Origin of the sequence: Holdemania massiliensis AP2 (assembly GCF_000327285.1) — a bacterium.
Lineage (GTDB): Bacteria > Bacillota_I > Bacilli_A > Erysipelotrichales > Erysipelotrichaceae > Holdemania > Holdemania massiliensis.
In genome coordinates this window covers 194769-207604 of record NZ_HE998567.1, presented here as the reverse complement: position 1 = coordinate 207604, position 12836 = coordinate 194769, and the positions used below count along the sequence as shown (strand labels likewise).

Sequence of the window (12836 nt, the reverse complement as noted above, 5' to 3'; positions counted from 1 at the left end):
CCCTCCCCTTCAGTTGAGATTATTGTACCTGACTCCTCACACGTTGACTATGAATTCTGTGTAAGTGGTCATCAAAGAAACATAAGTGGTCGTTTCTATAAGAATTAATGTACTTCTTTCTCGAATATCTGGAAAAGAACACTTCTATTATTGCAGATTCCAAATTCACAGAATAGACGTTCGATTTATTTTTCGTATAAAATAGAAATAGGAAGCGGCTTCATGTTAAAATAAGATTATCTATTATGGTTAAGCAATTTCATTTTGAAATGATATGGGGGGAATAATTGTGATTCGAGTTGCCATCTGTGATGATGCGCCCTATGAGCTGGAAAAAATCAGGCAGTTAGCTCAGGCAATTCTCAAAGAAAGAAGGACTGAGGCTTATATTACAACCTGGACTTCCCTGCAGGAGCTTCAGGATCAGATTTTTGACGGCCAGTTTGATCTGCTTTTACTGGACATTCGATTTGAGGCTGAAAAACAGACGAGTCTGGAATTGGCTCAGAAGTGTTCTGTAATCGCCCCTGAATTACAGATTATTTTTATTACCGGATATCTTCAGTATTTTCCTGACGTCTATCTTTGTCAGCATGTTTACTGCCTGTTAAAGGAAGACTTGGAAAGACGGCTGCCCCTCGCCATGAATAAAGCGCTGAACGTTCTGCAGGGCAGACAAATCGGGCAGGATTCCTTAACGGTCATGATTAACCGACATCCTCGGCTGATTCTGTATCAAGATATCCTTTACCTGGAGAAAGACCGCCGCAAAATCATCTTTAACTGTCGGATGACCAAAGCGGGTTCACAGAAAAGCGATTCGCTTGAATCCACGATGCAGATCATCACCTATGCCGTATTTGATGACTATCTGCCAAAGCTGCCGCAGTCCTTTGTGCAGACCCATCGTTCCTACATCGCGAATTTGAACTATGTCAAATCCGTAGAAACCAAGGGGCTTATTTTATTCAATGATGCGTTCATCCCGATCTCCCGCAGTTATAAAAAAGCAACGATGAATGCGATTATGAAACAATTCTTTGACATCGAGTCCGCGGAATAACAAAACCGCGGTTCTTTTAATCTGTTTCACACAATTTTGAATCTTCTTTGTTCAGCAGCACTTCTGCGGTTGTAGTGCGGGCTTGTTTATTCCACCGAGCCTGTCCATGGTAACGCTCAGCCAGCTGCGTGATAATTTTCTTCCCGTTGCCCTGAATCAGCTTCGGACTGGAATGCATTCTGCCATTGGTATTTTCACAACGGATTAAAATCATCTGCTTGTGCTGGGTAATCGTTAAATGAACAAAAGCCTGCGGACTGTCCTGCGCCGCTTCCAGGGCATTTTTTAATAGATTTGCCAACAGTGTGTTCAGATCAAAATCATCGAAGCCCGAAGCGAAAGAAGCCTTGATCTCCACCGTAAATTCAATATCTTTTGCATCAAACTGACGCTGAAAAGACGCCAGCAAAGCGTTGACAGAAGGATGATCACAGTATAAGGAATTCCGGATAGAACCAATCTGATCATAAGCTGCACGAATCTGATCGACATTCCATTCGGATGCCTGGGACTGAACGGATGCCCACACTTTGTTCATGACGCTTTGCTTTGCATGCAGCTCCATCAGCTGAGCCTGAATTTCAAGATTGTTTTGATGTTCAAGTTCAGCTCGTTCTTTCGCTGTTTTCATTTTCAGCAGACTCCGAATTAAGAAAAACGAAGCGCCCTGCACACAAATCCAGGATACGATCAGAAAACCTGTTAAGTTCACAGTCATTTCATAGGCATAGATCAGTTTATAAGATAAGAGATAGATCCAGCCGGCATGAATGGCCAGCAGCGGGACCAAGCGCGCCTGTTTCTGCCAGTCAATGTTAGGAAAGACTTTCTTTTTCAGAATCAAGATCAAACCAAAAAGAAGTCCTTGAATTCCATCCATCACCACGAAACCCACAGTTCCAAAAAACGAAGCTTCTTCAAACGCGAGCTGATCGAAGCCGCTGCCGGCCAGCATGATCAAAATCGCCAGCATTTCTGAAATCACCAGGCACAGCACATGAAAAAGCACAGCAAACAGGGTATTCATTCGCGTATCCTGGATCATCAGCCGCAGGACTAGATAAAGCATGATTACGGTAAACAGCGTTCGTACCAGATTGACAGAAAAGAAATCCGCAAACAGAAAAAACAGAATATAGTTGATGATGGCATTGATCGTGATAGCCAGATACAGCTTGGGGAAAAAGGCATTCCGAGGTTCTTTGGAATGCAGAAATGTCCCATGAAAAGCCGTCCAAATTCCAAATAAAATGAGATGGTTAACATAGAAGAAAGGATTGTCATTCAGCATACGTCAGCCTTCTTTCTTCAGCATCACTTCCGCCACGGCCAGGTTCTGCTCCTGCTTCATGCTTCGCACTCCCTGATACCGCTGCAGAATTTCATCCATGATCATGAGCCCCTGTCCCTGGATTCTTTTCTTAACCGGACTGGGCTGTTCAGCAACACTGTTGCAGCAGCGGATCATCAGCAATCCGGCCTTTTCCGTAAGCTGCAGCGTCACCATCGGATTTTCACTGTTTTCGGAAGCTTCAACAGCGTTTTTCAGCAGATTCGACAGCAGCGTATTCAAATCATAATTGTCAATCCCCTTCAACAGCTCCGCTTTGATTTCAAACTGCATTGAAATTTGTTTTTCCTTTGCTTCGATAAGATAAGCATTCAGCAAGGCATTAACGTATGGATTAGCACAGATCAGATCTTCACGAATCTGCTTCATTTGATGCTGCAGCGTACTTAGAGTTTCAAGCTGATCATCCAGTCCTGTCATCTCTTTGAAGACGGCATTGATAACATCCTGCTTCTCGGAAAGTTTCCGCAGCTGAATTTCCAGCTCCGCATTCATCTGGCGTTTCGCTTCGAGTTCCTGCTTCTTTCGTTTCTGACGGATAATCCGGCGGGCAATGACAAAAACTGCAGCATCAGTCAGAAGCAAAAAGAGCAAGGACTGAACCAAAAGCATCGTACTGGCTTCAACGATATAGATCAGTTTATAAGAAAGGATGTAAAGCCATAGAAACTGGCAGATTAAAAGCAACGTGCCGATAGTCGTATATTCCCCCTCCGTTGTTCCCTGGCGTTTTCTGACAATTCCTAAAGCCAGCATAAAAAACAAAAGGCTCATGATATCGAGCAGAACATACGAATAGACATTCATATAGAAGGTGCCTTCATAGGCGCTGCGGCTGAACTGCACCCCGACCAGGGTGATCAGCATGGTTACCATTTCAGCGGTAATGGAAAGCAGCTGCTGGGCAAACAGGGCAAATACTGTGGCTTTCAAGCCGGCCCCTTTTACCAGATAAACAACAACACCGATCGTCGCGGCCGATACCGTCATCCGAAAAACAGCATTATCCTGCTCGCTGCCGGGAATTTCATAGATCTGGATCAAGACCAGCACTGCAGCTAAGATCGCCGCTGCCAACATCACATAATCTTTCCGATAGCTTTTCCGAACCGGCAGAAATTCATTGTAAAAATAAGCCCAAGTCATCATCAAGGGGATGTGATTCAGATAATACAGCGTTTGATCCAGCATCAGCAGTTCACCTCGTCAATCTCGATTGAATTTACAGCGGCTCTCAGTAACCGCAAGCATTCCTGCATTTGCGCATTTTTAGGAGCGGGTACCTCCAGATGCAGCTGCGGATCAAAGCAGATCGTCACTTGCTTCCCAGCATAAGGTTCGGCCAGTCCATGCAGAAGTTCCAGCAGTCCGGTAAAATCAATCTGTTGGGGAACCTGACCTTTTACTGCCAACGTGCATGTATCTTCATGAAGCTGATAATACTGGATTAAAATATCCAGCATGACATTCCCCGTTTGATAAGCCGGCAGCTGTGTCTGATATTGACTCAGAATTTTCTCAGCATAAATTTTCAGCTCTGCTTCCTGTCCCTGCTCCTTCAAAATCTGCAATGTCATCAAATGATTGGACAGATCATGATAAAAGTAACGAATGTTTTTCTGCTGCATGACCGCAAACTGATAAAACTGATAGTTCTTTTGATTCAGTTCTGTCATCCGCTTCAATTCGAGTTCCGCTTCGTTGTACTGCATGACGCTGCGGATAATTTCAAAGATGCAGAAATCACCAACCAGCGTAATCCCGATCGCAAACGAAATGATCACAAAGATCTCAAAGATCGCCATTTCCTTCTGGACGCCGAACACGGCTGCCACCAAAACGATCTGGCACAGGAAAAATCCGATTAAATACAAGATTGTTTTTTTACTATTCATGCTTTTCCCCCTCATGTTGAACAAACAAAAACTTTTATTTCAAGCTTCTTTGCAGCACCCCTGTTTACTTTATTGTAAATCAAAAAGTCTTTGTTGTCCATTTGCGTCAAACGCCTGCAAAGAGGAAGTGATTATCAGCATTCTCTTTTTATCTCACAAAATTGGAAGCAGTTCGGTTCCATGAAAGGATAATCGAAAATCAATTCTCTACCGGTTTTCTTAAGGAGTAACAAATCCGTTTTTTGGAAGAACGGAAAAGAAGACAAAATGAAAAGGAAAGAGCATGAGGCCCTTTCCCTTAATCAGATGACTTTCGATTTAAAATGATATGATCAATTTCTTCCATTTGGCACAGAATTTCTGTCCGCTTTGCCGGATCTTCAATCTGCTCGGCTATTCGCTGCAGTTTCTCTCTGCGATAACGGTAATATTCATGTAAAACTGGTTCCTGATTTTCTAAGAGCAGCGGGCCATAGCGCAGCTGAACTTCAGTATAGGAAACCGGTTTTTCCGCTTTACGAAAACCGGCAATCTGGTAGTAGTGGCGGTCATGCACAAGCTTTTCCGTTACAATTTCAAAACCATGCTCCATAATCCAGCGGCGCAGTGAAGCGACCTCGCGATTCACCTGCATTAGAATCAGCTGAAAATGGGCAAGCCGGTCAAAATCATTTTCAAGGATTGATTTGGCGGTCATCCACCCCATTCCGGCAATCACGGCCACTTCGGCATCGGCCGGCACTTTTTCCAGTCCCGGCGTCAGAATTAAAGCAATCTGTGCCTGCAGCCCTGCTTCTTCAATCGTAGCACGGGCATGCTCCAACGGCCCGACTCCGATATCACAGGCATAGGCTCGCGGGATTTGTCCGGAAGACACCAATTCTACCGGTAAAAAAGCATGGTCAGTTCCAATATCCGCAACGATCACGCCGGCAGGAACACAATCGGCAATCGCCTTGAGTCGCAGGCTTAACATCGTTCTTAATTCTTATCGACGAAATCCCGCAGCCGCTTCGAGCGGGTCGGATGTTTCAGCTTCCGCAGTGCCTTCGCCTCAATCTGACGAATACGTTCACGGGTTACGTTGAATTCCTTACCGACTTCCTCCAACGTCCGCGTCCGGCCGTCATACAGGCCAAACCGCAGCCGCAGCACTTTTTCTTCCCGTTCCGTCAAGCCCTGCAGAACATTGTTGATCTCATCTTTCAGCAGCTGATTGTTGGCATACTGATCCGGCGACATCGCGTCTTTATCCTCGATAAAATCACCCAGGTGGGAATCATCTTCCTCACCGATCGGGGTTTCCAGCGATACGGGTTCTAAGGCAATCTTCTGAATTTCGCGTACCTTATCCGGCGTAATGTTTTCCATCTTTTCGGCAATTTCCTCTGCCGTCGGCTCCCGGCCCAGATCCTGAACAAGCTGGCGCTGTACACGAGTTAATTTGTTGATGGTTTCTACCATATGTACCGGAATTCGGATCGTTCGAGCCTGGTCGGCAATCGCACGGGTGATCGCCTGACGGATCCACCAGGTTGCATAGGTCGAAAACTTAAAGCCCTTGGTGTAGTCAAATTTTTCAACAGCTTTGACCAAACCCATGTTGCCTTCCTGAATCAGATCCAGAAACAACATGCCGCGGCCGACATATTTTTTGGCAATCGAAACGACCAAACGCAGATTGGAAGAAATCAGAATGCGTTTAGCCTCTTCATCACCGGCCTGAATCCGCCGGGCAATTTCCGGCTCATCTTCCGGATTCAGCAGCGGTACCCGTCCGATTTCCTTCAGATACATCTTGACTGGGTCATTGATCCGTACATAAGGAGAACTGCTGTAAGTTTCGCTGAGGTCGACTGGAACTTCAACGTCTTCAACTTCCGCATCGAAATCCTCGCCGGCATCTTCCGCTAAAAACTCCAGATCATCGCCGATATCCTGGGTCATCGCTCCGGCTTCAGGAATATCGATATTTTCCAATTCCTCGATATCGTCATCCTCACTGATATCGATGCCTTCGGCAGCGAACCATTCGTACAGGTCATCCATATCATTATCAGTCAGATCCAGATGCTCCAGAGCATCCATGACATCCTTCTGATAAATCACCTTATCGGCAAGATAGGTCTTTTTAAATTCTTCCTTTAATTGATCCAACGTTTTGTAAACTGGCATTTTTGTCTCCTTAGTCTTGGTGTTTTTCTTCATCAAGGTACCCCCTTAATTCTCTTTGCAGCTGCATCCGTTCATGGAGAAGGGCAGCCTGGCTTTCCGGATTGCTGATCCGCAGGATCTGTTGTTTCAGATCATTTATTCTTTCTTCCAGCATACACCGCTGCAGACGGCGGACTGCTCCCTCCATCACTTCCGGTGTAAATTGTGGACACTCCCATTCTGAAAGATCCAGAACCTTTTGTCTCAGCGCTTCCTCATCAATCGTACTGATGAAATCCGCAAGCTGCAGCTGAGGATGGGACCGGCTGTAATCCAGGATCATCATCGCCAGCTGCTGATTTTCTTCATTGAGCAGAAAACCGAGTTTTTCTTTGAACATTTCTACAGCATCGCGGCTGGTAAGCATTAGCGCCAGAATCAGGTGTTCTGCATTAGTCTTACCATCTCGCGACGGATTTAAACGAACTGGAACTCTTTTTACCCTGCTGGACGGGGAATCTTCTGTTTTCAAGGCAGGAGCTGCCCCCAGATCCAGATGAAATCCGGTTAACTGTTCCAGCTGATGGGCAAAATTCTGTCGGTCAAATTCATCGGTGAGCTGTTTAATCTCGGCTTCAACTTTGAACGTGAATTCCTTTTTCTCAGAATAATTTTCCAGATCGTAGCGGCTGGCTAAATACTGGAAAACAAATTCCATCCACGTCAGCTCTTTGCGGGTCATGGCCTTCAATTCTTCCGCGCCGTGCCGACGCAGAATCTCATCCGGATCCAATCCGGTTTGATTGTTGACAATGCCCACCTCAAAGCCGGCCGCGCGGGCCAGCTGCGCCGCCTTGTAGGTCGCATTCTGTCCGGCTTTATCGCCATCGTAACAGAAAGTCAGATGGAGCGAACATTGCCGCAGCAGCCGCAGCTGCTCAGACGTGCAGGCTGTGCCCAGCGTTGCGACAACATTGTCCATTCCCGCCTGGGAAAAAGCCAGCACATCGGTGACTCCCTCGCATAAAAGCACCCGCCCTTCCTGACGGGAGGGCTGTTTAGCACGATGGTAGTTGAAGACGGTATGACCTTTGACGTAAACATCGGTTTCGGTCGTGTTGATATACTTGCTTTGCGCTTCCGGATCCATGCTGCGGGCGGTAAATCCGATCGGATTGCCGAGTGAGTCATGAATCGGAAATGTGATTCGGCTGGAAAACACATCGTGAAGACCGCTTTCATTCAGTCTTACGACATTGGAAGCCACCATATCCTGTTCGTTATAGCCCTTGGCCTGAAGAAAACGAAGCAGTTCATCCCCAGGACCATTCCAGCCGATCTCAAACTTTTCAATCGTAGCTTCGTCGATCCCGCGCTGGGACAGATACTGACGCACCGGCGTTCCCGCCTGAGCCCCCAGCTGATAATGGGTGTAGCGAATCGTTTCCGCCAGTACCTTATATAATACGTCTTTCTTCGGATCCACCGGCGTTTTCAATGCAGAGGGATCGAAAGAAAGCTTGTAGCCGCTAATCTCTGCAACCTTGGCAACGGCTTCAGGAAAGCTTACTTTTTCATAATTCTGGACGAAGGTAAAGACGTTGCCGCCGGCGCCGCAGACGAAACATTTATAAATCTGTTTGTCTTGAGAGATCGACAGCGACGGATCATGATCGTCGTGGAAGGGGCAGACACAGGCCATCGAACGGCCTTTTTTGACTAACGGCAGATAGTGTCCGATGACTTCCGCGATATCCGCGCTGTTTCTGACCGCGGTGATTTCTTCCTCGCTCAGACGCATCATCATCCCCCCCTGTTCTGCTCATTCAATCCGAATCAGAATTTCAGCGCTGCTTGGATGTGCGCTTCCAATTCACTGATCGGCAGACGCACCTGATTCATACTGTCGCGCTCACGCACGGTGACACAGCCATCCTTTTCCGTTTCAAAATCAATTGTGACACAAAACGGCGTTCCAATTGCATCCTGACGGCGGTAACGCTTACCGATGCTGCCGGCCTCATCATACTCACAGACAAAGCTGTCAGCCAGCTGGCCATAAACATCCTTCGCCTGCTGGGAAAGTTGTTTGGACAGCGGAAGAATGCAGGCTTTGATTGGAGCCAGGGCCGGATGCAGATGCAGAACAATGCGGGTATCCTTTTCATTGATCACTTCTTCATCATAAGCATCACACAGGAAAGCCAGCATCAAACGTTCAACACCGACTGCCGGTTCCACGCAGTACGGCAGATATTTTTCATTGGTCTGCGGATCGAGATATTCTAAGGACTCTCCGGAATGTTCCTGGTGACATTTCAGGTCATAATCGGTCCGATCGGCAATCCCCCACAGTTCACCCCAGCCAAAAGGGAACAGATATTCAATATCGCTGGTGCCTTTGGAATAGAAGGCCAGCTCTTCCGGCGTATGTTCCCTAAACCGCAGGTTCTCCGTTGTTAAACCGAGACGGGTCAGCCAGCTCATGCAGAAATTTTTCCAGTATTCATACCATTCGAGATCCTCGCCTGGCTTGCAGAAAAATTCCATTTCCATCTGTTCAAATTCACGGGTGCGGAAAATGAAGTTGCCCGGTGTGATTTCGTTGCGGAAGCTTTTGCCGATCTGACCGATGCCAAACGGCATCTTGCGGCGCATTGAGCGCTGGACATTCTTGAAGTTGACAAACATGCCCTGGGCGGTCTCCGGACGCAGATAAATCGTATTCTTTGCATCCTCCAAAATGCCCTGGAAGGTTTTAAACATCAGGTTGAACTGACGGATATCCGTAAAGTCATGACTGCCGCAATTCGGGCAGGCAATGTGGTTTTCCTTGATGAAATCCATCATTTTTTCGTTGCTCCAGCCCTCCGGCACTACCTTGCCTTCCGTCGCTTCTTCAATCAGGTGATCCGCGCGGTGACGGGTCTTGCAGTGACGGCAGTCCATCAAAGGATCAGAAAAGCCTTTTAAGTGACCGCTGGCTTCCCACACCTTCGGATTCATTAAGATCGCCGCCTGGATGCCGACGTTATTCGGATGGGACTGAATGAACTTCTTCCACCAGGCCCGTTTAATATTGTCTTTGAGTTCAACGCCCAGCGGACCGAAATCCCAGGTATTGCTCAGGCCACCGTAAATTTCGGAGCCCTGAAACACAAAACCGGAATTTTTTGCGTGCGCGACAATCGTCTCAAACTGTTTCACTGCCATGATCAATTCCTCATTTCTTTATTTTTATAGACAAAGTTTATTATAGTACAAATCAGCGCTTTTCGTCAATTGGATAAACGGTCCAGAAAGCGCCAACTTTCCAGCTTTACACCGCTGTGTAGCATTAAAAATTCGACCAGCAATTCCGCATCTTTTTTTGTCCAGGGGCCATAGGGTTGAAGCTGCTTAAAGTGGACAAGCTGCGCCTTGTTGATCAGCCGGAAACGTTTTAACGCCCCGACCTCCATCGGCCGGGCATGCACCATCACTGCGCATTCCGCGCACAGAAATCCGCCGTCTTCCACGGAAATCGTCTGGACCTGAGTATTCGAGCATAGGACGCATTCATCGACGATCGGCTCAATGCCTTCCACTTTCAGAATTAAGGCGGCAAACTGCGCCAGAATCAGATAGCTATCCGCCTCTTGATCCAACCGATCCAGACTGGCACTTAACAGATCATAGACCTCCGCCGCCGCATCCAGATCACTCTCGCCCTGTTCTAAAAGCTTATCCGCGATCTCACACATCACCTGGGCAATTGTCATTTTCTCCAAATCTTCGCGAATATACCGATGTGACGCCAACACCCGCGCGGTTTTTAGTGAAAACAGCGTCGCCTGTTCCTTGTACTCAAACATCAGTTCCGACAGAACAAACGGCATACACGATACAGCATTCTTGCTCGCCATCTTGCGGATTCCGCGGCAGACAAAACCCAGCTTGCCATGTTCCCGCGACAGCACCGTAATCAGCGCATCGTTTTCCCGATAGTCCTGCTGCTTCAGAATTACCGCTTCAATTCTAGCTTCACTCATCCTCAAGCTCCGTTTGGATATAGCCTAACTGCTGCAGTTTTGCACGCTTGTTGCGCCAGTCTTTTTCAACCCGCACAAACAGCTCCAGAAAGATCGGTTCCCCCAGCAGTCCCTGAAGCTCTTCCCGCGCCAGCATCCCAATCTGTTTGATCATTCTGCCTTGTTTACCGATGATAATTCCCTTTTGCGAATCTCGTTCCACTAAGATCATCGCATGGATGATCAGATGTTCGCGGTTCTTGCGAATTCGTTCGATCACCACGGCTACGGAATGAGGAACTTCTTCTTCTGTCAGCATCAGCACTTTTTCACGAATGATTTCCGCCATGATGAACTGTTCTGGATAATCACAGACCTGATCCGCCGGATAATACTGCATGCCGTCGGTCAGATCATTTTTGGTCACTTCAATCAGCTGATCCAGGTTGTTCTGCGTCTTGGCGCTGATCGGAATGATCTCTTTGAAATCCATCCGTTTCTGCCATTGAAGCAACAGCTCGATCAGCTGTTCTTTTTCCAAAAGATCAATTTTGTTGAGGATCAAGTACACCGGCAGATGCATCTGCCGAAGCGTGTTCAGCACAAATTCATCGCCGCTGCCAAAGGGAACCGAGCCGTCGACCAGATAGTAGATCAAATCCACCCCCGCCGCCGCAGAATAGGCTTCCTTATTCATCTGGGTCCCTAGTTCATGCTTGGGTTTATGAATGCCCGGCGTATCCACAAAAATAATCTGTGAATCGTCATCCGTGCGAATGGCCCGGATCGAATTGCGTGTCGTCTGAGGTTTAGGGGAAATGATCGCCACCTTCTGCTGAACCAAAGCGTTGAGCAAGGTACTTTTCCCGGCATTGGGCCGGCCGATCAGCGCGACGAAGCCGGACTTCATGCCAGATCCTCCATGCCAAAGCTCATCGGCAGCAGTTCGGCGATGGTTGTCGTCATGGTTTCCTTGCCGTTGGACAGGATGATCGGGGTATCGCTGTTCAGCAGCTCGCTGAGCACCTGACGGCAAATTCCGCATGGCGTGCCGATCCGCGCACCATCGCTGACAATCGCGATCGCTTCAATTTCATTTTTGCGGTATCCATAGGAATAGGCGGCAAAAACGGCACTGCGTTCAGCACAGTTGGTAGCCCCATAGGAAGCATTCTCAATGTTCACGCCGCGAAAGGTGCGGCCATCCTTGCATAAGACACACGCTCCGACATGATAGTTGGAATAGGGAGCATATGCTGATTTCATCGCCTCAAAAGCTTCTTTAACTAAATTTTCGTACATTTTATTTCTCCTGTTCTATCTTATTAGATGGATGACAACCAGCATCAGACCGACGATCAGCGCCGTAAGTGACGCAAACAGCACTGCCGCCGCAGCCAGATCTTTAATCGTTTTGATCCGGGGATCGTGATTGGGCTGGACAAAATCACACAGTTTTTCAATCGCGGTGTTCAGTATTTCCGCGGTCACCACCAAGCCGATCAGCGTGATCACCAACGCCCATTCCCACCACACAAAGCCCAGAACAATGCCGGCTAATCCGGTGAGCACGGCCAGTCCCAGCTGCAGTGCGATGCTGCGGTCCTGTGCGGCACAGATCAAGCCTTCAATCGCAGGCCTGAATTTTTTGATAAAAGTCCGCATTAGGATCTTGGCACCAGCGGATCAAGAATTTCATGCTGAAGCTCAAACATGATTTTTTCCTCATCCGGCTGCATGTGATCATAACCAAAGCAATGCAGAAGGCCATGAGTAAACAGAAAACAGATTTCTCGGCGCAGGGAGTGACCATAGTCCTCAGCCTGAGCCAGCGCAGCTTCAACATTGATGAAGATGTCGCCTAACTCCACTTCGGCTTCCTCGATTAATTCAAATTCATCCTGACTGTCGCAGGCCGCAAACGAAATCACATCCGTCGGCCGATCCACCTGCCGATAGTCGCGATTGATCTGATGGATTCGTTTGGATTTGACCAGAATCACTGAAATCGTATAGTCGCCTGGCTTATCTAAGACTGTCAGCGCATGCGCTGCAATCTTCTCAAAATCCGCATAATATTCTTTCCATTGCTTTTCCCGCGTTTTATTGACAAAAGTACAGGTTATCATCGTCTTCACCTCTTGATTTTTGCATTGCTATTATAGCATATTCTACCTCTTTTCGACTGAAAACAAACTGCTTTTCCTGATTTCTTTCACAAGTTGGACAGGCAGAGAAATCGATGTTTGTCAGTTTTTGTCTATAAATGTTAAATTTGTGTTAAAACTTTGTAATGATTCTGTTAAAATAAACATGAAACAAGAGAAAAGAAAAAGAGAAGAAACAGGAGAGAGAGAAAAACA

General features: G+C 47.3%; 13 protein-coding genes. 1 reads left to right on the top strand and 12 read right to left on the bottom strand.

Annotated features, from left to right (window positions below; translation table 11 throughout):
• The first annotated feature begins 289 nt into the window (after positions 1–289).
• Positions 290–1063: a LytR/AlgR family response regulator transcription factor gene (locus BN162_RS00970; RefSeq protein ID WP_020223179.1), complete on the top strand. Its 774-nt coding sequence runs from the start codon at positions 290–292 to the stop codon at positions 1061–1063.
• 16 nt (positions 1064–1079) lie between these two features.
• On the opposite strand, the gene BN162_RS00965 is transcribed toward BN162_RS00970, so the two are convergent.
• From BN162_RS00965 to ybeY, 12 genes are all read right to left on the bottom strand, one after another.
• Complete coding sequence (locus tag BN162_RS00965; protein ID WP_020223178.1) at positions 1080–2354, bottom strand: GHKL domain-containing protein; 1275 nt, start codon at positions 2352–2354, stop codon at positions 1080–1082.
• Positions 2355–2357: 3 nt separating this feature from the next.
• The gene (locus tag BN162_RS00960; protein ID WP_020223177.1) at positions 2358–3605 is read right to left on the bottom strand and encodes a GHKL domain-containing protein; all 1248 of its coding nucleotides are present in this window, start codon (positions 3603–3605) and stop codon (positions 2358–2360) included.
• The gene (locus tag BN162_RS00955) at positions 3605–4309 is read right to left on the bottom strand and encodes a hypothetical protein (RefSeq protein ID WP_020223176.1); all 705 of its coding nucleotides are present in this window, start codon (positions 4307–4309) and stop codon (positions 3605–3607) included. The genes BN162_RS00960 and BN162_RS00955 overlap by 1 nt, the downstream gene beginning before the upstream one ends.
• Before the next feature lie 298 nt (positions 4310–4607).
• Entirely contained in the window at positions 4608–5285 is a 678-nt protein-coding gene (locus BN162_RS00950) for a tRNA (adenine(22)-N(1))-methyltransferase (protein WP_020223175.1), read from the bottom strand.
• A gap of 5 nt (positions 5286–5290) precedes the next feature.
• Positions 5291–6517: an RNA polymerase sigma factor RpoD gene (gene rpoD / locus BN162_RS00945; RefSeq protein WP_020223174.1), complete on the bottom strand. Its 1227-nt coding sequence runs from the start codon at positions 6515–6517 to the stop codon at positions 5291–5293.
• Positions 6495–8267: a DNA primase gene (gene dnaG / locus BN162_RS00940; protein ID WP_040451115.1), complete on the bottom strand. Its 1773-nt coding sequence runs from the start codon at positions 8265–8267 to the stop codon at positions 6495–6497. The genes rpoD and dnaG overlap by 23 nt, the downstream gene beginning before the upstream one ends.
• Before the next feature lie 32 nt (positions 8268–8299).
• Entirely contained in the window at positions 8300–9676 is a 1377-nt protein-coding gene (locus BN162_RS00935) for a glycine--tRNA ligase (RefSeq protein ID WP_020223172.1), read from the bottom strand.
• A 65-nt stretch (positions 9677–9741) separates the two neighbouring features.
• Positions 9742–10494 (bottom strand): DNA repair protein RecO, encoded by a 753-nt coding sequence (recO, locus tag BN162_RS00930; RefSeq protein ID WP_020223171.1) that lies wholly within the window; start codon positions 10492–10494, stop codon positions 9742–9744.
• Positions 10487–11383 (bottom strand): GTPase Era, encoded by an 897-nt coding sequence (gene era, locus BN162_RS00925; RefSeq protein WP_020223170.1) that lies wholly within the window; start codon positions 11381–11383, stop codon positions 10487–10489. Before era ends, recO begins: the two co-directional genes overlap by 8 nt.
• A complete protein-coding gene (gene cdd / locus BN162_RS00920) occupies positions 11380–11775 on the bottom strand; it encodes a cytidine deaminase (RefSeq protein WP_020223169.1) in 396 nt (131 codons plus the stop codon). The genes era and cdd overlap by 4 nt, the downstream gene beginning before the upstream one ends.
• Before the next feature lie 15 nt (positions 11776–11790).
• Positions 11791–12138 carry a diacylglycerol kinase gene (locus BN162_RS00915; protein ID WP_020223168.1) on the bottom strand — a complete coding sequence of 116 codons (348 nt, stop codon included), beginning with the start codon at positions 12136–12138 and terminating at the stop codon, positions 11791–11793.
• Positions 12138–12602: an rRNA maturation RNase YbeY gene (ybeY, locus tag BN162_RS00910; RefSeq protein ID WP_020223167.1), complete on the bottom strand. Its 465-nt coding sequence runs from the start codon at positions 12600–12602 to the stop codon at positions 12138–12140. Before ybeY ends, BN162_RS00915 begins: the two co-directional genes overlap by 1 nt.
• Positions 12603–12836: the final 234 nt, after the last annotated feature.